Genomic DNA, 24,582 nt, shown 5'->3' on the forward strand with positions numbered 1-24,582 from the left:
TTTTTTCATTCTTTCATTTTTTCATTCCTAAGCTATTAACTTTCCACTAATACTCTTACTTCTTCTCTATTAATTATTACTTATTACTTATTCCCTATTCACTCTTAATTACAATTTGCTCTTCTTCTCCATCAACTACAACATTTGAACCATATCCAATTTCACCTTTTATAATTTTTCTAGCTAAAGTATTTTCTAAGGTATTTTGAATATATCTCTTTAAAGGTCTTGCTCCATATACTGGATCATATCCTTCTCTAGCCATAATTGTTTCAGCTTCATCAGTAACTTTAAGATTTATATTTTTATCTTTTAATCTATCTGACATCTCTCTTAAGAAAATATCTATTATCTTCTTAATTCCATTTTCAGTTAATGGTTTGAACATAATTATATCATCTACTCTATTTAAGAATTCAGGTTTAAATCTTAACTTCATTTCATTCATAACTTGATTTCTAATACTTTCATCTACAGTATCTTCACTCTTATTTTCTAGAAGATAACTGCTACCAATGTTAGAAGTCATAATGATAATAGTATTTTTAAAGTCTACTGTTTTTCCTTTATTATCAGTTAATCTACCATCATCTAAGATTTGCAAGAACATATTAAATACATCTTCATGAGCTTTTTCAATCTCATCAAATAATACTACACTATATGGATTTCTTCTTACTGCTTCAGTAAGTTGACCACCTTCATCATATCCAACATATCCTGGAGGCGCTCCAACTAATCTAGAAACTGAATGTTTCTCCATATATTCTGACATATCTATTCTTATAATACTTTCTTCAGAATCAAATAAGTTTCTAGCTAATGTCTTAGCAAGTTCTGTCTTACCAACTCCTGTTGGACCTAAGAATATAAATGAACCAATTGGCTTATTAGCATCTTTTAATCCTGCTCTTGCTCTAAGAATAGCATTTGAAACAGCAGTTATAGCTTCTTCTTGGCCAATAACTCTCTTGCTCATTTCACTTTCTAGTCTTAAAAGTTTTTCTCTTTCCCCTTCTAAAAGGTTAGTAACTGGAATTCCAGTCCACTTAGAAAGAACTTTAGATACTTCCTCTTCTGTTACTTCTTCCTTTAAAAGAGCACCTTCGTAATTTTCTTTTACTTCAATTTCTTTTTGCTTTATTTCTTCTTCTAAAGCAGGAATTACGCTATATTGAATTTCAGCTGCCTTATTATAATTGTAATTTCTTTGAGCAGCTTCTAAATCTCCTCTTGCTTCATCTAGCTTAGTTTTTAAGTCTTTTAAATTAACTATTGCATCTCTTTCTTTTTCAAATTTAGCTGTCATAGCATCATTTTCAGATTTAAGTTCTGCAATATCCTTTTCCAAAGCTTCTAATTTCTTTTTAGAACCTTCATCCTTTTCCTTAGATAGAGCTTCCTTCTCAATTTCTAATTGGAATAACCTTCTTCTAATATTATCAAGCTCTGTTGGAAGAGAATCTATTTCTGTTCTTATCATTGCTCCAGCTTCATCAATTAAATCAATTGCCTTATCTGGTAAAAATCTATCTTGTATATATCTATGCGATAACTTTGCTGCTGCAACTAAAGCTGAGTCATGAATTCTCACACCATGATGTATTTCAAATCTTTCTTTTAATCCTCTAAGAATTGATATAGCATCTTCTACAGTTGGCTCTTCTACTATTACAGGTTGGAATCTTCTTTCCAAAGCCTTATCCTTTTCAATGTATTGCCTATATTCATCAAAAGTTGTAGCACCAATACAGTGTAATTCTCCTCTTGCAAGTAAAGGCTTAATTAAGTTACCTGCATCCATAGCTCCATCAGTTTTACCTGCTCCAACTATTGTGTGAATTTCATCTATAAATAATATTATTCTTCCTTCGCTACCTTGCACTTCCTTTAAGACAGCCTTTAATCTTTCTTCAAATTCTCCTCTATATTTTGCACCAGCAATTAATGCACCCATATCTAAAGAGAATATAACCTTATTTTTTAATCCTTCTGGTACATCCCCTCTAATGATTCTTTCAGCTAAACCTTCAACTATAGCAGTTTTACCAACTCCAGGTTCTCCAATTAATACAGGATTATTTTTAGTTCTTCTTGATAGAATTCTAATAGTTCTTCTTATTTCTTCATCTCTACCAATCACAGGATCTAATTTATGCTTTTTAGCAAGATCTGTTAAGTTAGTACCATACTTACCTAAAGCATCATAAGTTCCTTCTGGATCTTGAGTTTCTACTCTTTGATTTCCTCTTACTTCTTTTAATACATTCATAAATGTTTTTTTATTAATATTATATTTATCTAGTAATTTCTTTACTTCACCATTTTTATCAACTTCCATTATAGCTAGCATTACATGCTCAACACTAATATATGAATCTTCAAATTTCTTAGCTAAATCTTCAGCTTTTACTAATACTTCTTCTATTTGTCTAGTAGCATACACTCCAGATGAGTTTGCACCTTCACCTAAAACCTTTGGCATATTTCCTAAAATTCTATTTAAATCATCATTTATCGATTTAACACTAACGCCCATTTTAGTAAATATGTTTGGTATAAGTCCATCCTCTTGCTCTACTAATGATGTAAATAAGTGTATTAGTTCTACTTGTTGGTGATTAAACTTTACTGCAATCATGCTAGCATCATTTAATGCTTGTTGAACTCTTAATGTCATTTTATCAATATTCATGTGCTTCACTCCTTCATATACCACTTTATATCTTTATTTTATCTACAATATAAATAATAATACAAAAGTCAAAGAAAGTCAAAGTATATTTTAAAAATTTATAAAACTTTTCTATTTTCTAATAAATAGGATATAATTAAATTATTAATTATTACTAAGGGAGGTGATTTTTATAAGAAGGGAATATATAGTTTATCCACCAGACTCTCCTATAAAAATAACATATGCTAATATAAAGGAATATCCAATACATTGGCATAATTCTATTGAAATACTTTATGTTTTAAGAGGAAGTATAAATGTTAATGTAGATGCAGATTCCTTTGAAGTATTAGAAAGGGAAATGGAGATTATAAATGTTGATGAAGCACATAGAATTTATAGCGATGAAGATAACAGAGTATTAATCTTCAATATAGATCCTTACTTCTTTGAAAAGTATTATAAGGATATAAATAATATTTTCTTTTATACAAGTTCAACAGATGATGGTGCTCAAGATGGTGAAGAATATGATTTGCTGAGAAATTTCTTAGCTAAACTTTTATGTGAAGCTGTACAAAAACTTGATGATTATGATAAGGAAATCGAATCCATTTTAATAGACTTATTATATCATCTTATAAATAACTTCCATTACTTAACTTATGAAAAAGAAGAGTTAAAAGAAAAAACTGAACAATTAGCTAGATATCATAGAATTTCTAAATATATATTTAATAATTATGATAGTAATATTACTTTACAAGAAATTGCTAAGAAAGAATTCTTAAGTCCACATTATCTATCTCATGAGATTAAATATGCAACTGGAAATAGTTTTACTGATTTAGTTAATCAAACTAGAGTTGAAGAATCTGTTAAGCTTTTATTAGATAGTGACTTAAGTATTTCAGATATATCTGATGAAGTTGGTTTTTCTCATGTAAGATATTTAAATAAGAATTTTAAGAATTACTACGGTTGTACTCCTCTTCAATATAGGAAAAAGAATAAATTAACAGAAGAAGAATTTGAACAAATCAAAAAAGTTGAAATTTTAAAAATTGAGGATGCTTTAGAATATCTTTCATCAGAACTAGATGATTATGAAAGATTCAATTATGAAAATAAGCTATGGAAGATTCATGTGAATATGGATGAAAGTCAAGGTGAACTTAATAAAGACTTTAGAGAGATAATCAATCTTGACGATGCATTTGATTTACTATTGGAAGACAATAAGGATATATTAGAAGAAATTCAGGATGAACTTCATTTTAAATATGTTAGATTCGAAAATATGTTTAATAATGATATGGGGGTTTTCCCTAAAGCTGATTTCTATAACTGGAATAAAGCTAAAAGTGTTATTGAATTTTTAGACTATATAGATTTAAAGCCACTTATTTTAATAGATAATCCTAATTTCTCTCTTGAAAAATACAAACATATATTAACTAGTTTCTTCGAATATTTTTCTGAAATAGATTATATTGATATAACTGAATTTAAATTTCAGTTTACTCCTATAATAGATAAAGAATTAAAGAGTGCTCTATTAAAATTTTTAATTGATGAATATGACATAGATGTTATAGAAGAAGATTTTATTTGCGATAAGAGTTTAAATAAAATCTATGACACAGCATATATGTTGCCATTCATTATCCATAATACAATATTTAATAAAAAATCTTTAAATTTTTTAAGAGCCTTTGATGTCCTAGAAAAAGAAATAAGATTAACAAATGAAGTTTTCATAGGTGCTCCTGGTTTAGTAAATGATATGGGAATTAGAAAACCTTCTTATTATGCTTACTACTTACTTAGTAAATTGGGCGATGAAATTGTTACTATAGATAACGGATTAATAGTAACTAAAAAGGATGATGAGTATTGTATATTGCTTTACTCATATACTGATGAACTAGAAGAATTACAAAACTTTGAAGGTATCTTTACTAAACGTGGTAAAAGAAAGATCTATAAAAAGAAAATATCATTAAATATTGAAAACATAAAAAAATCTTCTAGAATAATAACTTATGAAATAAGCGAAAGAGTTGGGTCTTCTTATAACTATTGGTTGTCTATGGGCTCACCAGATAGATTAAATAAAGAAGAAAAGGAAATTTTACACAAAGCTTCTTTTCCTAAGATAGAATTTAGTTATTCTAAGAAAAATACAATTCTAAATATAATTACAGAACTTAAAGGTTATGATGCTAAACTTATTGTAATCAAAAACATAAAGTAGATAAATGTTATTCCTTGCGACCTCGCAAGCTCCAAGTCGCAGTCATATAACATTTATCCACTTCTACTCTGAAGGTAATAATTCCTCATTTCATTCGGAATTATAGAAAATAAAAGTTCCATAAAAATTAATAAATGTACTAAAACCTTAAATAAATATCAATAGAAGTACAAAGAAACCAAATATTTTGGTTTCTTTGTACTTTTTCAATATATCGGAAATTTTGTTAATAACTTAAATGTACCTAAAACTAAACATTTAAGTCAATGCAATCTAATTAAATTTTAAGTATACTTTAACTATAAGTTAAGCGGTTATTATTATTAGAAAGGATTGATTTTAATGAGAGGACTATTTTTTGTACCTAGCGTATTTTCAAAATATTCATTATTAAATATATTATCTTCATTTTTCCACCCTTTGAAAAAATAAAATTTATTTGTTATTATAAGGTTCCATAACGCTGTTTAAATATACTACTTATTAATATAAATAATGAAAGCTCATGAAGTTATTAATTAAAGAATTAATCTCTTCATAAGCTTTCATTTTTTTATATACGATTTACTATTTTTTTAAATTCATTGCTAATGTAAAATATTTCAGTGAGTCTTTAACATCTCCTAATTTATAATACATTTCACCCATATCTAAATATCTTTCATGCCTTTTATCTTTATTTGCAAATTTAAACAAAGAATCTAGTGAAAGGTTCATATACATCTCAGCTTGTATGTATTGTTCTTTCTTTTGAAGTATCATTCCTTTAAAATAATATGCTTCTTCAATTAACGCTATATCCGTACTATTAATTGCAGAATTTAAAGCTTTATCTGTAATTTCATATGCAATATCGTATTCTTTATTTTCATAAAGAGTTTTAATACATTTATTTAAAAATCTAACATATTTCTTTTCATCGATTGTAGGGAATAAATCTATGCCCTCCATAATTTCTTGAATTGCTTTTTCTCTATTATTAACGTAGAAATAACTTTCTCCACTCTTCCCCTTTGCAATTGCTAATACTGTTGCCTTCTCTTTTTTATAATCATAAGCTAGACTAATATACTTTTCAGCTCCATCTTTATTAAGTCTAATACCAACAGTTGCAAAACTATGATATACATCACCTTTATCTAAATCTTTCTCAATACTATCTATATATTTCAAAGCTTCTTTTAAAGAATTATATGCTTCTTCTAATCTATCTAACTTTTCAAAAGATTTACCTTCTCTATAAGAAATATATGCATAATCTGATTTATTAAAGTTCTTCTCATCTTTAATAAGGCTTCTTGCCCTATTATAGTAATCTATTGCTTCATTATAATCCTTAATACTATAGAAGAATGTGGCCATATCAACATAATAAGTTATAGTATTCTCGCGAGTATTATTCTTTTGATATAAATCATAATATTGAGATATGATTAATTGTATATTTTCAACTTTATTTTTCTTAACATAATAGTTAAACAACTTATGAATAAGTTCAAAGGCCAAATCATTATAGGAATATTCTAAGGCGTAACTCAAATTATGATTAATAACATTATCCATTTCTTCATCGGGAACTAAGTCTCTATTTATTAATTTTAGATTGCTTATTATTTGCTCTTCTACATCTCTTACTAAATACTCGTAATCAAGTCCAAGCTGCCCTGATACATATTCTAAGATATCTTTATCAGCCTTGATCTTTCCATTTTCTATGCAACTCATTTTAGATATAGAAACCTTATCTCCACACAATTCTTTTAAAGTTATCCCTTGATATACTCTTGCCCTTTTAATTTTTTCGCCAGTTGATAATATTTCCATTTTAATCCCCCGCTTGAATTAATTTTTAAGTATGCCTATCTTCCTAAAGATATTTACTCCTTCATCTAAATATTTAGCCGCTTCTAATTCTTTTTTATTATCTATATAATACTTACCTATCATTATAGCTAACTGTCCAGCCTGTTTTTGTAAATTATTATTTTTAGCTAAATCATATGTATCAAGCAATACATATTCAGCTTCCTTTAATAATTCTTTTAAAATATAAATTCTATACCATAGTAAATTTATATCAATTAAGCTTTCTACATCGCCTTCTTCTAAGTATGAATTCATTTCTACCAATATGCTTTCACATTTTGAAATATCCTTTAACTTAATGTAATTTTCACAAATATTCATTAATGTACTAACTAACTTAGAATCTTTTCTTCTAATTCTAATATCCCTTGATATTTCATAATGCTTGAAGGATTCTTCGATATTCTCAAACTCATAGAATAATTTTCCTAAATTATTTTCAATTTCAGATATATTATTTAATTCATCTAACTCTTTATATACCTCTAATGCATTTTCGGAATATTTAATAGCATTTGATAAATCACCCTTCATATTATATTCTTCTGAAATTAATAATAGTGTCTTTGCATATTCTTCCCTATTTCTTACTTGCTCAAACTTACTCTTAGCTAAAAATGAATAATCCATAGCCTTAGTTAGATCTTCTATATTAAAATAGGCTTGTGCCATATAGTAATAAATTTCTCCAAGTAAAAAATCATTCCCTATATTATTATCTAGATATACCTTTTCTGCTTGTCTTAGGTAACTACTTGAAGAATGAAATGCTTTTTGTTTTAATGTTATCTTCCCTAAGTTAAGAAATGTATTAATTATTTCTTCGTAGTTATTATTCTTAATAAAAATTACATTTGAAGATAAGAAAAATTGTTGAGCTAAAGTATATTCTCCTTTAGCGTTATATATTTTTGCTCTTAAATATATAATCTTTGCCTTTCTATACTCTAAATTATATTTTTCAACATAATATAAAGCGTTTTCAATATATTTTTCTCCAGTAATATAATCACCTGATAAAATATAAGATTCGGCAATTTGCTCATAATATATACTTATCTTTTCTGCTTGTGTCTCTTCTGACTCCATTAAATATTCAACTGAAGTTTGTAATGCTCCTGCTAGATATTCTAGTAAATCCATAGAAGGGTTAGACCTTCCAGATTCGACTAAACTAATTTGACCTGGAGTAATTCTATCACCAGCTAAATCCTTAAGAGTCATATCTAATTCTTTTCGTCTTCTTTTTATTTTTTCCCCTAATGCAAGAATTTCCATCATTACTCTTCCTTTTCATACCCAAAAATTAATATTGTTAATCTTTTCTATTATTAAAAATTGTATCATATTTTATCTAAATTTCATAGTTATTCTATATAGAATAAACTATTAATTCTCTTTTTTCGTCAAATTATCAAATAAATGAAAATATTTTTTATATTTTCTTTTTAATTATTATAACATTAAACTAAATAAAATCACTATAAATTTCAAATTTTTCCTTAACAATTTATAATTTTATAGTATAGTTTTACTATTATTAATAACTTTATATGACATTAGTCACTGTAAAAAAAGATTCTATATCAAAATGATTAATCATTTTGATATAGAATCTTTATCTCATATATCCCATCATTATGTCGCAAGCACCTTCAGCCATATTTAATGCTCTCTTGCCAGCTCTTTTTAAATTTCTTTTAGTTCTTCTATCTAATTGTGGAAAAACTACGGCACCTATAGCTACTCCTATTACAGCACCTGCTGCCATTCCTTTAATTGTATTTAACATTTATTATCACCTCATAAATATTTTCATAAGCTTATTATTTGCAAATTTTGATCTTATATTCATGAAATGAGCATTTTAATAAAATATCTAGTTATTATTATTTTTATTTTCTTTATTTAAGAGATATTCTGCATAACTTAATACATCTTTTTGTTTCTCTTTAGAAAGATTTTTAAATATATCATTTAACTTATTAATTATTTCGTTATTTTCATCATTATTAGTATTTAAAGCTTCTTCGTTATCTATAGATTGTAAAACTACATTACTTTCTTCATTAATGCTTATAATATTATCTTCTCTATCTCTTGCAATATTCTTTAACTGTTCTTTTACTAAATTATTAGAAACATAAATTTTATTATCTCTAAGATATTTATAAAATTCATAGTTAGAATCAATATTTAAAGCTTCCTTACACTTTTCATCTGCAATCTCATTATATAAGTCTCCAGTGTGGCTATCTACTTTAACGAAAATAACTTCTATACCATTATCAATTAAACTCTTCATCTTATTATGATAATCTATAGATGATTGCTCTTTTCTTTCCCAAAAACCAGTAGCATGGTGAGCTATTCCAGCATAATCATGAAAAATCACTACTTTTTTTTCATTTTGTCTTAATGCATATTCAACACCTTTAACTGTCGCCTCTAATTCTCCAGCAATTTGTCTTATGCTTTTACTAGAACTATCTTCGCTCTTTCCATTTTCCACATACTCAATTACATTATCTTTGACTGCTACTAAAGCATAGGCATATCTTTCAGTAGTAACATTATAACTACCATCTACATAAATATGTAAGCAATCCATTGGATATCTATCTACACCTTTCTTTAACATACCATCTCCTTGAGATAAAAATGCTTTGGCATCATTTATATCCTCGAAGCTTTTATACTTAGCACCTTTAACTCCTTTTATATACCTTTGACATTCTGCCCATGTATCTACTATTAAATTTTCTACCTTTTCATTAGTAGCAAAATTGAAACCTTCTTTAATCGCATAAACTTTCTTTGCCATGCATTCTACTCCTTTGATTTATTTTATAATGATACAACTTCCTCAATAAAGTTATAAATCTTTTCTACATTTTTAGCACCGGTAAAGTTTACTACATATTCTATAATGTTTCTTATTACAAAAACAATATCACTTTTACCTTCCCAATTCTCTAATATTATTTTAATTGGTACATCAGCTATTATTCTTTCTAATGCAAAAAATGCTACAGCAATTTCATCTACTCTTCCTATAAAAGGAATATTATCTGGTATTATATCCGTTGGAACGGCAATATATGCTATAGCCCCTGAAATAATAAGTTTTGTTTTTAAAGAAACTCTTTTATCTTTTAGCAACCTATATAATAAAGCTGCCATATCTGGAATTATAAAAAGATAATCACTATAAGTTTTTACCTTTTGTGGTAGTTTTTCATTAACAAAGTCTCTCCCCACACTATAGTGATCCTTTACTTTTTCTATATCATCAAAAACTTCTTCAAACTCTTCTTCTACATAAGGTTCTTCTTCAGGAACTTCTTTAATTAATGTTCCCTTTAGTGAAATATTAATATTTGCTACATCAACATTTAATAGATCTTGAGTAAAGTATATATCTGATATATTTAAATCAATATATGGAACATCCTTTAATAAATATTTAAGATCTATTTCTACTTTTCCATTATTATAACTTATGCCTTTTTCTTCTAAAGACTTTAAGGCAAACTTTAATGCTACTTTTCTTAATACAGAGAATATACTTAATTTAGCTATTTTAAAAGATGATACTTCAGCATGTATAATCCCATCTTCTATCCTACTAAACTTAACACCAGCTACAAAATTTATGGTTATTCCTTTTGTAAAACTTCCAAATAATATTATTTCCTCATCAATTAATATCTTTTCTAAGCATAACCCTTCTACGCTTACAAATTCATTTAAAATACTTAGTAAATCTTCGCCTGTTAATGCGACTTTAACACTTGAAATATTCATACTTACCTCCCATTATAAATTAACTATGCATTCTTATACATTTCTAAGTTTGATCCTATTATATAAAGAAGCTTGTCCTTTATATAGACCTCCTTAATATCTGCTTCATACTTATCTAAATCAACTATAATATCCTTACCCTTTATACTTAGATTTTCTTCTCCCATAATCTTAATTATTGATTTAAATAATACGTTAGTTATGCCCTTTAGCATTCCTAATTTCTCTATATTTATATCCTTTGTTCCAATAATAATCTTATTTCCATAAAAACTTTTAATATAAAGGCTACCACTAAATCTACTATTTATTTTATTAAAAATATTTCCTGAAAAATTTATTCCATTATCTATTTCTATATGGGTTACCTCTATACCTTTATCTTTGCCTTTTAAGTTAACTAATTCAGTAATATCCCTTGATGATAACACAGTTGAATAAAGCACTTTTATTATCTCTCCTTATTATATTACTTGTTAAATAATTAATGTAATTAGTCAGCTATTTTATTTAAAGTATACTCTATTTACATAACTTTTAAAAGATATCTTTTCATTTTAACATATCTACCAACACTTACATTGGAATAATCTAGGTTCTTAAGTGGACTAAAAATTTAAAAATGTTAATATATTAATGACAGTTAATCTTCTATTTAGGAGGTAATAATGAATAAACTAAAGAAAAATATAATTTTGATTCCAATAGCTACTGCTATTATTTCTACATTTTGTTTAATGTATTTAAGTTTCGGTAAAACTGCTAACTACAATAAACAATATTCAATATTTTTACAAGATATAACTGATAATAATATATCTAAAGTAATTATTAATAATAGCTCTAAGCTTACAGTATTTTTAAAGGATGGCAGTAAGTACTCTACTGAAAATCCTAATAGCCCAACATTAAAGGAAGATTTATTAAAAAATAATATAGAGATCTCTGATGAAAATATAAGCAGTCCTTCTAAAACTATAACTTCAATGGTTCTTATATCATCAATAATATCCATTGTATTTATATCAATAAATAAAAGAAATATGTCTACTTCAAAAATTACTAATTTAGATGTAAAAGACTTTTCAGAGGATGGAAGTGCATTAACTTTCAATTCAGTAGCTGGAAACGAAGAGGCTAAAGAAAGTCTTATGGACATTGTTGATTTTTTAAAGAATCCTGAAAAATATAAAGAATATGGTGCTAGAATGCCAAAAGGTGTTATACTTTATGGTTCCCCTGGTACTGGTAAAACACTGCTGGCTAAGGCGGTAGCTGGTGAAGCTAAGGTTCCTTTTTATGCATTAAGTGGTTCTGATTTTGTACAAGTATATGTAGGGGTTGGTGCTGCTAGGATAAGAAACTTATTTAAGAAAGCAAAAGCACAGGGTAAAGCTGTTATATTTATTGACGAGATAGATGCAATAGGTAAAAAAAGAGGTGGCTCTGCTGCTTCTAGTGGAAATGATGAAAGAGATCAAACTTTAAATGCTCTTTTAACAGAAATGTCTGGCTTTGGTGAAAAAGAAGGCATAGTTGTAATTGCTGCTACCAATAGATTAGATACATTAGATTCTGCCTTACTTAGACCTGGAAGATTTGATAGACATATAGAGGTTTCATTACCTGATTTATGTGCAAGAGAAAAAATTATATCTCTTCATTTAGAAAATAAACCTCATAATGAAATAAATATTAAAGATATTGCTAGAAAAACCGCTTATTTCTCAGGTGCAAAATTAGAAAGTTTAATTAATGAAGCTGCAATTATGGCAGCTAAAGAAAATTCATCTTCATTAACAGATGAGCATATTAATAAGGCTTATTCAATTGTTCTTGCAGGATATGAAAAGAAAGAAAGAGGTCATTATCTAGAAGAAGATAGACTTTTAACTTCCTATCACGAAGCTGGACATGCTCTGGTTTCACTTATTAAAACCCCAGAGGATAAGGTATCAAAAATTACTATTATCCCTACAACTAATGGTGCTGGTGGATATACTCTAACCATACCTAAAGATAAGTCTTATCAAAGACTAGATTACTTAAAAAATAGAATTATGGTCTTACTAGGCGGTAGAGCGGCTGAAGAAATTATCTTCGGAAAAGAAAAAATTTCAACAGGTGCTGAAGGTGATTTAAGTCAAACAACTGACATTGCTATGTCTATGATTTCAGAATATGGAATGGGAAATACATTAGGTCTATTAAAGCTTTCAAAGCTAGGTAATCTTTCAACAGCTTATGGAAATCCAATAGTTGAAGAATGTAGAGAATTAGTTAACTCACTCTATGAAGAAGCATTAAGAGTATTAAAAGAAAATAAAAATATATTGGATAAATTAGCTATGGAGCTTTTAGATAAAGAAACACTTGAGGAAGAATTTATATACCATTTATTAGGTAAGAGTGAAGAATTAATAAGTAATAAATAGATTTAAGAAATGAAAGAATGAAAAAGTTAAGAAAACAAGAATAAAAGTATGTTTAATGAAAAAGGAATAAACATCATATTCGTTGCTCCGTCGTAAACTCCAAGTCGCTCTCATATGATATTTATTCCTTATAAACTGAAGGAAGGAATTTATAAAAAATTATTCACAGGGTAATCCTTTTATAAATTCCTAGAAAATGAAAAAGTCCAAGGATTTATATTCCTTGGACTTTAATTCATAGTATATTAAAACCATTTATCTAATAAAAGCAATTAAACATATAGTTAATATAGTTATTTTTATCCTGTTTTAGTAAAATATATTGATTTTTTTTTATTTAGATAGTATAATTGAAAAAATTAAATTTTGTATAATTTTTGTTAAATAAGGAGGTAAAATAATATGCTTAATAATATTATTATGACAAAAAGTAAATTAGCTAAAGTAATGCACACTATTTTATTTATTCTTACAGGATTATACCTATTAGAAACTATACTTTTCACAGGATATTTTGGTGTTGTATTAGCTTGTATTAATATTATATTAGGTGTTGTTGCTCTTGTAATAGCAATAATAAAGAATGAAAGAAAATTAGCTCTTATTGATTTAGCTATTATATTAGGAACATTAGCTATATTTATGTTCTTAATGCAATTATAGAATATAATAATTTAAAAATATTTATAAATAAAATACCGTATTATTCTAAAATGATATGTTCCCTTTCAAATAGCAGATTTTTATTTATTTAATCTGTCTACCTTAAAGGTAGCATATCAAAATGAATATACGGTATTTTTTATGAAGAAACACTAAAAGTAATAAAAGAAAATAAAAATATATTGTATAAATTAAAATTTATCGCTGAATAAAGAGTAAACATTACGGTATACTATTATAAAAGATGGAACAAATATCCCACCATATAAAAAACTAGTTGTATATGGTGAAAGAGATGGATAGATGACACATATAAAAGCTAGGATATATTTAATCACTATCAAGTCATAAAAGTTATTAACGGAGGAAGAATATATGAAAAAGATTTTCATAGCTGGAATTTTAGGAATTATGATAATATTAGGAGGCTGTGCAAGTAAAAAAGCAGAAGCAATAACTAGTTCAATCTCAAATAGCGGTGTAAACGCAGAAGCTGTTCCTTCAAACAAGGAATTTAATATAGAGGAATTGAGCAAATACAATGGACAAAATGGTAACCCAGCTTATATTGCTGTAGATGGAGTCGTTTATGATGTAACTAACGCAAAGGGTTGGAGTAATGGAAGACATAACTGTGGAGTGACTGCGGGGAAGGACTTGTCTGAATTAATAAATCAATCACCCCATGGCAAGGAAGTTCTAAAGAACTTGCCAGTAGTTGGTACTCTAAAATAAAAATGGTGTTATTTGTTTTACAAAAAAATTATAAAATTGCAATTTAGCAGTTATATTTATGAACAATCTTAAACTATAACAGATTATTTTTTATGGAATAAGTGCTATATTAAACTACTATCAGTTTTTAAAATGCTACGTATTTTTGCTGCTCCTTTAATCCTATGACGGAACAAACAACACTTCCAAAATTAAGAATGTAAAATGAATGATGTAGAATTAATGAAAAAACTCCTTTCGGAGTTTATAATTTTCACAACTTATCTCGATGAGTTGTTTCCTTTAGTTTTTAAGAGGATACATCTAGTGTTGTTTCGACTTTGAGCTTACGACTGAGCAGACAATACAGATGTATCCTCTTTCTTAGTAATCTAGTTGTTTTAGTTTTATGCTTACTTCTTCTTCTGAAGCATTTTCTAATTTGTATGATACTATTTTTCTTTCAATTTCTTTGGTAACCTTGTCTGAATTACTGAATAAATCTCTTGCTGCATTTATAGCATAAGCAAGTACTGAAGCAACTCCACCACTTCCTAATTCAAATCCCATGCTTTCAGTTTCAGATAATTGACTTTTCATCAATTTATATATTTCCTTACAATAAGCTCCCTTAATGATAATTCTATCGTATTTAAACTCTAAAGCTGTTAATAATTCTGTTGGATTATAAGCTTCAAAAGCTGGATTTTCCTTTTCTAAAGCTAAAAGTTCATCTAGTACAGTTCCTGGAGTTTTTTCTAAAGCTTCTGATAATGCAACTATCACCTTATTAGAATAATTCTCTATCTTCTTATTTGTATGAGCTGATAATAATTGTTGACTTACCCCAGTCTTTTTATAAACCTCATATCTCTTACTATTGTTTCTTTGTAAATATAAGTCCAAAATATTCATTATATACCCTCCGATTATTTAGTAATCATAATTTTTTTATTACTAAAATATATTTTACTATTTATTTTAATATATTCTCTTACATGTAATTTGTCTACACTTTTTTTTGAAATTTTCAGAATATTTTATTAGATATATAAATAATAAAAATAGAGCTGCCATAGCAGCTCAAATTTATTAATATAGAAACTTATCAAGTGGTTCCATCTTTAATTTTACATATTTACAATATACTCTTCACATTTATCAATAATTTCTGATAATATTTTTAAATCTTCTTTTATAATTCCACTTTCAATAGAATGATTGCATTTCTCATATAGATATAGTGGAATTTCATTATTGTCACATTTAGACACTAATAACGAAGTAGTAATCATGGGATCTGCTGTTCCTGAGAATACAATTCCATCACCACTCATAAATGGTAGAGTTTCATTAACTGGCGTTAAATATATATGCCTTATTGGTAATTTTAATTCAGATGCTATTTTCCCACCTAATACAGTACCTATACTTTTAGATACAAATAAAATCTCATCATAATCAGCCCATAAAATATCCTTTATTCTTTCATTTGCTTTAGTAATTGCAATTTCAAAAGCTCTCATCTTATCATTAGGTAATTTACCATATTCAATTTCTACTATATCAAATTCTTCTTTTATTAAAATCTTTTTTATATAGTATAAAAGTGGTTTATTAGAGTTATAATTCATCCCCGGAAATAGTACAGCTAATTTTTTCATTTTTATCTCCTTCTATAATTTCTTTATTTTATAATAATTATACATAATAATCATTTAATAAATCCATTACTATCTATATTAATTTTACTAAATCTATCTATAATTTTTATTTTTTATTGTTAATTTTATTTCTCTAGAATCATTAATTTCTTCTCTAACTTCTTCATTATCTTTAGTGTAATTTATTTTTTTAGGAGAAATGTACACAGTCAATTCTTCTTTCTTATCCATACCTTTTTCGAAATTCAATTGTCTTACTGAATATCCATAGTATATGCCATCTTCATCTGGCCCCCCTGTATCTAACCCCATTCTTTCTTCAACAGTAAAATCCTCTCCTCTTATCTCTATAGTAAAACCATATATAGTTGGTTTATTAAGCTTAATTTTACTTTGAATCTTATACACCACTAATAGGTACTCTCCATCAAAATCTACAGCTTCAATATTAATAGTATGATTTTCTGTATGAAATTCTTCTTTAACAGATAAGCCATTTTCTGTGTACTTAATTCCAAGCCCCCATTTGTTATTTAATACTTTAAGAACCGGCCCAACTATTGGTAATTCTTCAGCTAAAGAAGGTTTAACAAAATTAATTCCTATTAATAATGCAATGAATAATCCAGCAACTTTCAATACATTGTTTCTAGCATTCTTCTTACCCTTTGATTCTATATCTTCATATATTTTATTAACTTTTTCTCTTAAGGAATCTGGTATCTTAATATCATCCTCATTATAAAGATTCTTTAAACTATTATCTAAATCCTTCATTACATTATCTCCTTTCCATTTATACTTTTAGCAATCTTATCTTTTGCTCTAGATAATCTTGATTTAACTGTACCTTCTGGAATTCCCACAACCTCTGCTATCTGACTCATCTTTAAATCTTCAAAATAAAATAATGTTATAACTAGCCTTAATTCCTCTGGTAATGAATCAACAGCAATTTTCAAGTCTAAATTTTCATATTTATCATTGTATTGTTCTTCAATAACCGTCTCTAAATATATACACTTTTTATTAAAGTTATAAATTTTATTACATTCATTTATAAGAATTTTTATAAGCCAAGTTTTAAATAATTCTTCTTTTCTTAAAGTTTTAATATTAGAAAATGCATTTAGTATTGTATTTTGTATTGCATCTTCGATGTCTTCTTCGTTCTTCAAAATTCCTTTTGCTACCCTATATATACTTTTAAGATTTACTTCTATTAATTTAGTAAAGGCCCTTCCATTTCCCCTTTTGGCCTTATACACTAAATCTACTTTATTTTCCCCAAACATTTATTTACCTCCTTATATATTCTTATCTATTAGATATAATTTCACGGTAAAAAGTTCATAAACTTGAAAATAATAAAAATAACTCCTTGCGGAGTTATTAGATTACTTACTTGTTAATGCAGTTTACTAAAATCATGATTTATTATTTCTACTAATTTAAATTCTTCATTTTCAAATTCAAATTTTAGGATACAACAATTTCCTAATGGTTCTTTTTGATCAACATCACTAGTATGAGCCCAGTATCTCATAAAATTACGACAAGAAGCTCCATGAGAAACAGCTAGTACAGTATTATGCCCATCATTTTTCATAATTGAATAAAGAGTATCTGCAATTCTATTCATTAATTCAATTTGATCTTCACCACCATACTTAACAAAAAAATCTCCATAAGGTAATGGCGGATTCAAGTCTTCACTTTCTCCTTCAAAAGTACCAAAGTTCCACTCTTTAAGCCCCTTTACTCTTTTATATGGCATATTACAAACATATTCTAAGGTATCACAAGCTCTTTCTGATGGTGATGAATATGCGTGGTCAAAAATTATATTATTTTTTTTAAAATATTCTTCAGCAATTATCGCTTGTCCTATTCCTATCTTTGTTAATGGAGAATCACACCATCCCTGAATTTTTCTTCTAGCATTAAATAGTGTTTGCCCATGTCTCATTAAGTATAGTATCTTTTTCATAAATCCCTCACCTCTATAAATGTATTTTTACTAAATCCCAATATATTATTTTCTCATTAGCCCCTTCTACTTTAATATATCTTTAAACTTTTTTATTTTTCAAGAAGATTTGATAATTGAATATATAGTTCCGCTTTATCTTCTGACTGTATCTTATAAACTTTATAGTTTGGTCTTCTTATATATCCCTTTTCCCAAATTTCAATAAACCCTAATTCTCCATCGGTACTTTCTAATGAAATAAATAATCCTTCTCCACCAGTTACATCAGCAAAATTAAAAGTTCTTTTATACTTATATTTTTCTAGTAAAGCAAATATTGCTTTTCCTTTTTCTGATTCTAATTTACTAGTACTATTACTTCCATATTTACTAATAGTTTCATAATTTATATTTTCACCTATTTCTATGGCTTTATATATATCTATAGGTCTTGAAAAATAAATTATAAATCCTATACAAATTGCTAATATAACTACAAAAGTTATTATGTTATTTTTTATTACTTTTAATATATTTTGTTTTTTATCCTCGTCTCTATGATCAGCTTTTTTTCTTTTTACTAGTAAAGTGTAATTATATATTATAAATATAATTGTTAAAATTGCTACTCCTATAGAAATCAAATATAAATAATTAATTATCAAGTTTATTCCTCCAATTTTAAATCTATTAATAGTTACTAAGAATATACTCATTCCATTTCTCTATAATTTCTTCTTTTGTAGAACCTATAACATTTTCTATATCCTCAGGCTTTTTAATTAAATCAATAATCTTATCATATCCATATTTATTAACAATGAATTCTGCAAATCCTCCTGATAGGAAATATGGTTGCTCCAATTTGCCATAGTTATTTTTCATTTCATCAATGGATGGAAGCTTATTTGCTTTTGCAACTTCCTTTAAATAATATTTAGTATTATTATCTATCTGATTTGCTTCAACTACTGCAATTCCTTCATTTAAATAAATATCTGTATTTGAATTTATATCTCCTACTAATATATGTGTATATTCATGAACAATAACTTTCATTAAAGTCTCATAAGTATGAATACCCCCTGGATTTAAAGGTGATACCATTAATATTTCATTCTTTCTTGCCACCCCTACTAACCAATCCTCAGCAGCCATCATTCCAATTGCTTTATGAAAGTCGCTAATATTTGGATAAATAGTTACTTTAATCTTTTCATCTAAAGTAACTTGTAAGTTCTTAGATATTCTTTCATAATTATTTTCTAAATTCTCTTCTAAATCATCTAAAGATTCTTTATCATCTTTAATTGAATAATAATTAAAATGATCACTTTCTTGTCTTAATTTTATGCTCTTTGGATCATCATCTGAACAACCAAAGAGTGATAAACCTAGAATAATCATAATAAGCCCCCTCTTAACCCTCATATATACACCCCATTATATAAATATAATTCTCACTATTTAATACTGAATTTTTTATTTAAGAATATAAATTTATTTATACTCTTTCGCTGAAAAATTAGTAACTTCTACTTTAAAAACAGTTACTGCCTTAGCATGCTTGTCCTCAAAAACAAAATCCTTCCCTGCTTGGTGCTTCATAAGTAATGAAAGAGCAATCTTCTTTTCCTCCATATCTTCAACTATTGAGGCAACGCCATTTCCTATAATGCTTTTGAAATAAAAACCATATAAACAAGCAAGCTGAGCCTCAATTAATTTATGTTCGCAATCCATTTCAAAGGCAACCTCTGAATTTTCGGCTATAGCATCTAACTTTCTTCCTTCTTTAGCAGAATGACAGTATAAAGTTAGCTTATCATCTAAATATAAATATCCAAAATTAAGTGGTACAACATATAAGCCTTCCTTATCCTGCATTGCTAGCCTAACAATCTTACAATTATTTATTATTTCTATCTTCTCCTTAATATCTACTACTTCTCTATCTTTTCTTCTCATGCTTCTCATAGTCATCCACCTTTCAATTCTTTAAAATATTATACTCTTATTTACTCTTTTTAACAATAAAGATAATATTTACTCCTGCAATTCATAAGTGCGATTTTAAAAATGGACTTATTTTATTCTCATCTCTTATAGAATTTTAAATTATTGCAAATTAAAAGTGGATAAATTCAATTATCCACTTCTACACAATCCATTATCTGACTTATCTACTAACTCTTACTTCTTAGCTATTACTTACTTCTTCCCTATCTCTTACTTCTCCATATTTCATTTTTTCATTTTTTCATTCTTTCTTAATTATATTTTCTTCAGGATATGGAACAACGTAGGCATCTTTAAATCCTTCATTTTGTAACCTAATCACTTCTTCTTCAGCTGTTTCATAATCTCTATAGTATCCTATACAAATTCTCCATCCTTCTCTTGTAGGAGTTTTTGGTTTTTTAATTGGAATATCTATTAAAACTTTATTAACCATAGTTAAACAAGCTTTTGCTACCATATGTCCATACTTTTTAGCACTAAAGTTTTTTTCTATGTCCTCATTCGATATGAACTCGGCTTCAATAATAACTGCTGGCATCTTAGTTTCTCTTAAAATAATATAACTTGCTTCCTTTATTCCTCTATCCTTAGATTTCAAATTAGCCAGTAATTCATCCTTTAAAAATCTAGCTAATTCTTCTGATTTATGCCCCTTTTCAAATATTACAATTTCAGTTCCAGTAACAGAATTATCTACAAAGGAGTTCATATGGAAGCTAACAAAATAATCTGCATCCCAGTTATTTGCTATTTCTACCCTGTCCCTAACATCTAAGTATATATCAGATGCTCTTGTCAATAATACTATTTCACCATTTCTTTCTAATAATCTTTTAGTTTCATAAGCAGCTTCCAGCACTATATCAGCTTCTCGCCTCCCATGCTGTCCTACTGCTCCTGAATCTTTTCCACCATGTCCAGCATCTAATACCCATTTTGCCAACTCTTTCCCTCCCATTATTTACATAATAATTATATAAATATTGTATTGCTTTATAATTCAGTATACTTTGGATTTCGATAGTTGGTTACAAATTTAATTTTTATCATTAATATTTCAACAAGAAAAAAGATATAAATGTTATATTCCTCGCTCCGTCGTAAACTCCAAGTCGCAGTAATATAACATTTATATCTTTCTACACTAAAGGTAATAATTCTTCATTCTTCAGAATTATGAAACTTACCTACTTACTTTACTCTATTAATCTATCTTTTTATATATACTATTAAAAAATTCTTCTATTTTATCTACTTCTCCAACACCCTGTGCTAAAGTCTTGCTACCTCCGCCTTTTCCATTCACTATATGAATATGTTCTCTAAATAGCTGCCCCATATTAATATTCTCTATATTTTTTGATGCTGCAATAATTATATTAGCTTTTTCTTTAGATTTTATAGCAAATAAACAAATAGTGTTATCTACTTCTGTTAATTTATTAGCAAGTCTTGTTACATAGTCTGTAGATTTATCTATAAATACCTTTTTTACAACTGTGTATTTTTCTAAGATATTTCCTTCTCTTAAAAGACTTTCTTCTTCATATTTTAGAAGTTCTTCTTCTAATCTCTTCTTTTCGCCTTTTATTTCTTCTAAAGAATTCTTTAAATTTTTTATTCCATTTAAAGCTTCCTCTTCATTGCTATTTAAATAAATACATATATCTCTTAATGCTTTATCTCTAATCAATGAATCATTAATAGCTCTTTGGCCTGCTAAAAACTCTATCCTAGTATTTCCTTTATTTTTTTCAAACCTTTTAATCTTTATCATTTTTAAATCTGATGTTTTACTAGGATGTACACCACAACAAGCATTAATATCTAAATCCCCTATTTTTACAACTCTAATTTCCTCTTGTGTATTAGGTAAATCTCTTCTTAAATTCATAGTTTTTAGCTCTTCTTCATTTGGGATTAAAAAACTAACTTCTATTCCATTATTAATAATTTCATTAGCAAAAGCTTCTGCTTCTCTTACTTGTTCTTCATTTAATATACCTATAATATCTACTGTACTTATTTCTTTACCTAAATGAATACTAACTGTATTAGCATTAAATAATTTAAAAAAGCAGCCTGATAAAACATGTTGACCTAAATGCTGATGCATTCCATCTTGTCTTCTATCCCAATCTATTATACAAGATACAATATCACCAACTTCAAAAGAGGCTTTAACTACATGATAAATTGACTTATCTTTTTCATAAACCTCTAAGACTTCATTACCATTTATGTATCCTAAATCAGATTGTTGTCCTCCTCCCCCTGGGAAAAAGGCAGTTTTATCTAAAACTATATGATAAATATCATCAACTTTATTCACTTCTATTACTTTTGCATCAAATTCCTTTAAATATTGATTTTTATAGTATAATTTCTCCATTACTTCACCTATATCTTATTTTCTTCTACTATTGTATATATTTCTTTAGATAGCTTAGCTATTAATTCACAAGCTTCCTCTCCCAAATCAAGCAGATATCGTTCATCTTCTTCACCATCTTCAAAGGATTCACTGCTTAACTCTCCAATATCCTTAGTTAATACAACTAATATGTAGGGATCTTCTCCATAAATTATTCCTATATCATGATAATACCTGTAGTAATTTCCTATCTTATGAGCAACTTTATCATAAGGTAAATATTTATCCAATCTATCATGATAAATAGTCTTAGTCATATACTCTATAAGTGTATCATAATAAGGATTATTATTTGGATTTTCATATAAATTATTTAATAAAATACCAAGTTGCTTTGCTGTTGCATAATTACCATAAGGTATATTACTATCTCCTGTAATATATCTCATATAATCAGTAACACTAGTTTTTGAAGCTCTAGTTAACATATTTTTAGCTATATTATCAGAATCTACAATAGATAAATAAATAGCATCATCTATTGTAAGGTTAGGAATATTATCTAAATAATACAGTCTACCACTGCCTTCTTCTCTATCTTCTTCACTAAAATATAATAAATCATCTAATGACTTTTCACCATCATTAACTTCATCTAATATCATCATAGATAATGGCACTTTATTAGTACTGGCAGCCATATAATAAGTGTTTTCATTTAAGATATATTCTTCATTTGTATTTAAATTTTTAAAATAAATAGATACATTATTCCTATACTCACCTAAGACTTCATTTATTTTTTCATCAATTAATTCTATAAGGCTTTTGTTTTCACTTTTAATCACTTCTTCATTATTTATTTTATCTAATGTACCTTCCTTAAATATATTTTCTTCCATAATAAATTTATCTTTACTAGCACATCCCCCTAAAATAGTTATAGAAATTGCTAATAATAATATTTTTATTTTTTTCATTTGCCCCATCCCTATCTTAATAATTCCTTATTATACATATGTTTCAAATTAAACTTTATTTCTATAAATTTAATAGAAGATGAAATATTATAAGTAAATTCTTATCTTAATATCTCATCTTCTATATAAAATTTTATATTAACTTTTAGAATGCTGGAATTACTGTTCCATCACTATATTTTTCTTCTATGAAACTCTTAACTTTTTCAGAAGTTAAAGCCTTAGTTAAAGCCTTAATCTTTTCACTTTCTTCATTTCCTTTTTTAACAGCTAAAATATTTCTATAATCTTTAGCAGCTTCTGCATTAGCATCTTCTACTGCTAGCCCTTGTTCAGATGGTTTTAATCCTGCTTCAAGAGCATAGTTTCCATTAATAACTGCTATATCTACTTCATCTAAAACTCTTGGTAATTGAGCTGCTTCTAATTCTTCAAACTTTAAGTTTTTAGTATTTTCAGTAACATCCTTTGGAGTTACTAATTCTCCATCACCTAACTTAATTAAACCTGCTTTTTCTAATAATCTTAAAGCTCTTGCTTCATTTGATGGGTCATTTGGTATTGCAACAGTTGCTCCATCTTTAAGATCCTTTAAATCAGTAAGAGTTTTTGAATATGCTGCCAATGGTTCTAAATGAATAGCTGCTGTATAAGTTAAGTCTAATCCCTTACTTTCATTAGTTTCATTTAAATATGCTATATGTTGGAAATAGTTAGCATCTAATTCTCCTTCAGCTAATGCAGTGTTAGGTGTTACATAATCAGTGAACTCTACTATCTTAACTGTGTATCCTTCCGCTTCAAGATCTGGTTTAATTTGTTCCACTATTTCCTTATGAGGAACTGGACTAACCCCAATTGTTATTGTTTTATCTTCAGCTGCTGAACCAGCATCATCTGCCTTTGTTCCACATCCTACTAAGCCTATTACTAAAGCCCCTGCTAATAAAATTGATAAAATTGATTTTCTTTTCATATATAATGCCCCCTTAATTTAATGTAAAATGTAGAATGTAAAATGTAGAATTGTTGATGTAATTTGTTCCAAATTACTATAAATATTTTTTCAAAACTCATTAGGAAATTTTATCTTGATTTTACATTTTCACTTTACTTTTTTTATTTATTTTTTATTTATATCTAAAAGTTTA

General features: G+C 27.1%; 23 protein-coding genes. 4 read left to right on the top strand and 19 right to left on the bottom strand.

Annotated elements, in window-relative coordinates; translation table 11 throughout:
* Positions 1 to 94: 94 nt before the first annotated feature.
* Positions 95 to 2,695 (bottom strand): ATP-dependent chaperone ClpB, encoded by a 2,601-nt coding sequence (gene clpB / locus QK892_RS03250; RefSeq protein WP_317272091.1) that lies wholly within the window; start codon positions 2,693 to 2,695, stop codon positions 95 to 97.
* Positions 2,696 to 2,867: 172 nt separating this feature from the next.
* On the opposite strand from clpB, the gene QK892_RS03255 reads away from it, so the two are divergent.
* Positions 2,868 to 4,934 (top strand): helix-turn-helix domain-containing protein, encoded by a 2,067-nt coding sequence (locus QK892_RS03255; protein WP_317272239.1) that lies wholly within the window; start codon positions 2,868 to 2,870, stop codon positions 4,932 to 4,934.
* A gap of 567 nt (positions 4,935 to 5,501) precedes the next feature.
* Here the strand turns inward: QK892_RS03255 and QK892_RS03260 are convergent.
* From QK892_RS03260 to QK892_RS03285, 6 genes are all read right to left on the bottom strand, one after another.
* The gene (locus tag QK892_RS03260) at positions 5,502 to 6,758 is read right to left on the bottom strand and encodes a transcriptional regulator (RefSeq protein ID WP_317272092.1); all 1,257 of its coding nucleotides are present in this window, start codon (positions 6,756 to 6,758) and stop codon (positions 5,502 to 5,504) included.
* Positions 6,759 to 6,776: 18 nt separating this feature from the next.
* Positions 6,777 to 8,078, bottom strand: coding sequence for a helix-turn-helix domain-containing protein (locus QK892_RS03265; RefSeq protein ID WP_317272240.1), 1,302 nt, complete (start codon positions 8,076 to 8,078; stop codon positions 6,777 to 6,779).
* A gap of 340 nt (positions 8,079 to 8,418) precedes the next feature.
* Complete coding sequence (locus QK892_RS03270) at positions 8,419 to 8,592, bottom strand: YtxH domain-containing protein (RefSeq protein ID WP_317272093.1); 174 nt, start codon at positions 8,590 to 8,592, stop codon at positions 8,419 to 8,421.
* Between the two features lie 87 nt (positions 8,593 to 8,679).
* The gene (locus QK892_RS03275) at positions 8,680 to 9,624 is read right to left on the bottom strand and encodes a ribonuclease H family protein (RefSeq protein WP_317272094.1); all 945 of its coding nucleotides are present in this window, start codon (positions 9,622 to 9,624) and stop codon (positions 8,680 to 8,682) included.
* Between the two features lie 23 nt (positions 9,625 to 9,647).
* On the bottom strand, positions 9,648 to 10,607 hold the full coding sequence (locus QK892_RS03280; RefSeq protein ID WP_317272095.1) for a YkvA family protein: 960 nt from the start codon (positions 10,605 to 10,607) through the stop codon (positions 9,648 to 9,650).
* Positions 10,608 to 10,630: 23 nt separating this feature from the next.
* A complete protein-coding gene (locus tag QK892_RS03285; RefSeq protein WP_317272096.1) occupies positions 10,631 to 11,053 on the bottom strand; it encodes a hypothetical protein in 423 nt (140 codons plus the stop codon).
* 222 nt (positions 11,054 to 11,275) lie between these two features.
* Between QK892_RS03285 and QK892_RS03290 the strand changes: the two genes are divergently transcribed.
* The 3 genes from QK892_RS03290 (at position 11,276) to QK892_RS03300 (ending at position 14,440) form a co-directional block, all read left to right on the top strand.
* Complete coding sequence (locus QK892_RS03290) at positions 11,276 to 13,042, top strand: ATP-dependent metallopeptidase FtsH/Yme1/Tma family protein (protein ID WP_317272097.1); 1,767 nt, start codon at positions 11,276 to 11,278, stop codon at positions 13,040 to 13,042.
* A gap of 402 nt (positions 13,043 to 13,444) precedes the next feature.
* On the top strand, positions 13,445 to 13,705 hold the full coding sequence (locus QK892_RS03295) for a hypothetical protein (protein WP_317272098.1): 261 nt from the start codon (positions 13,445 to 13,447) through the stop codon (positions 13,703 to 13,705).
* Positions 13,706 to 14,080: 375 nt separating this feature from the next.
* Positions 14,081 to 14,440, top strand: a complete 360-nt coding sequence (locus QK892_RS03300; protein WP_317272099.1) for a cytochrome b5 domain-containing protein — start codon at positions 14,081 to 14,083, stop codon at positions 14,438 to 14,440.
* A gap of 363 nt (positions 14,441 to 14,803) precedes the next feature.
* On the opposite strand, the gene QK892_RS03305 is transcribed toward QK892_RS03300, so the two are convergent.
* The 12 genes from QK892_RS03305 to QK892_RS03360 all read right to left on the bottom strand — a co-directional run bounded on the left by QK892_RS03305 (position 14,804) and on the right by QK892_RS03360 (position 24,407).
* Positions 14,804 to 15,334 carry a helix-turn-helix domain-containing protein gene (locus tag QK892_RS03305; RefSeq protein WP_317272100.1) on the bottom strand — a complete coding sequence of 177 codons (531 nt, stop codon included), beginning with the start codon at positions 15,332 to 15,334 and terminating at the stop codon, positions 14,804 to 14,806.
* Between the two features lie 215 nt (positions 15,335 to 15,549).
* Positions 15,550 to 16,083, bottom strand: coding sequence for a hypothetical protein (locus QK892_RS03310; RefSeq protein WP_317272101.1), 534 nt, complete (start codon positions 16,081 to 16,083; stop codon positions 15,550 to 15,552).
* A gap of 93 nt (positions 16,084 to 16,176) precedes the next feature.
* Positions 16,177 to 16,860, bottom strand: a complete 684-nt coding sequence (locus tag QK892_RS03315) for a DUF4179 domain-containing protein (protein WP_317272102.1) — start codon at positions 16,858 to 16,860, stop codon at positions 16,177 to 16,179.
* Positions 16,860 to 17,378 (bottom strand): RNA polymerase sigma factor, encoded by a 519-nt coding sequence (locus QK892_RS03320; protein WP_317272103.1) that lies wholly within the window; start codon positions 17,376 to 17,378, stop codon positions 16,860 to 16,862. The genes QK892_RS03315 and QK892_RS03320 overlap by 1 nt, the downstream gene beginning before the upstream one ends.
* 113 nt (positions 17,379 to 17,491) lie before the next feature.
* A complete protein-coding gene (locus tag QK892_RS03325; RefSeq protein ID WP_317272104.1) occupies positions 17,492 to 18,073 on the bottom strand; it encodes a histidine phosphatase family protein in 582 nt (193 codons plus the stop codon).
* Between the two features lie 92 nt (positions 18,074 to 18,165).
* Positions 18,166 to 18,720 (bottom strand): hypothetical protein, encoded by a 555-nt coding sequence (locus QK892_RS03330; protein WP_317272105.1) that lies wholly within the window; start codon positions 18,718 to 18,720, stop codon positions 18,166 to 18,168.
* A gap of 25 nt (positions 18,721 to 18,745) precedes the next feature.
* Positions 18,746 to 19,462 (bottom strand): peptidase MA family metallohydrolase, encoded by a 717-nt coding sequence (locus QK892_RS03335; RefSeq protein WP_317272106.1) that lies wholly within the window; start codon positions 19,460 to 19,462, stop codon positions 18,746 to 18,748.
* A 93-nt stretch (positions 19,463 to 19,555) separates the two neighbouring features.
* Complete coding sequence (locus QK892_RS03340) at positions 19,556 to 20,032, bottom strand: pyridoxamine 5'-phosphate oxidase family protein (RefSeq protein WP_317272107.1); 477 nt, start codon at positions 20,030 to 20,032, stop codon at positions 19,556 to 19,558.
* 283 nt (positions 20,033 to 20,315) lie between these two features.
* Positions 20,316 to 21,020 carry an N-acetylmuramoyl-L-alanine amidase family protein gene (locus QK892_RS03345; protein ID WP_317272108.1) on the bottom strand — a complete coding sequence of 235 codons (705 nt, stop codon included), beginning with the start codon at positions 21,018 to 21,020 and terminating at the stop codon, positions 20,316 to 20,318.
* A 261-nt stretch (positions 21,021 to 21,281) separates the two neighbouring features.
* Complete coding sequence (locus QK892_RS03350) at positions 21,282 to 22,469, bottom strand: alanyl-tRNA editing protein (protein WP_317272109.1); 1,188 nt, start codon at positions 22,467 to 22,469, stop codon at positions 21,282 to 21,284.
* An 8-nt stretch (positions 22,470 to 22,477) separates the two neighbouring features.
* Entirely contained in the window at positions 22,478 to 23,431 is a 954-nt protein-coding gene (locus QK892_RS03355) for a serine hydrolase (RefSeq protein WP_317272110.1), read from the bottom strand.
* Positions 23,432 to 23,576: 145 nt separating this feature from the next.
* Positions 23,577 to 24,407, bottom strand: coding sequence for a MetQ/NlpA family ABC transporter substrate-binding protein (locus QK892_RS03360; protein ID WP_317272111.1), 831 nt, complete (start codon positions 24,405 to 24,407; stop codon positions 23,577 to 23,579).
* Between the last annotated feature and the right edge of the window lie 175 nt (positions 24,408 to 24,582).

Origin of the sequence: Clostridium lamae, from assembly GCF_033043255.1 — a bacterium.
Classification (GTDB): Bacteria; Bacillota; Clostridia; order Clostridiales; family Clostridiaceae; genus Clostridium; species Clostridium lamae.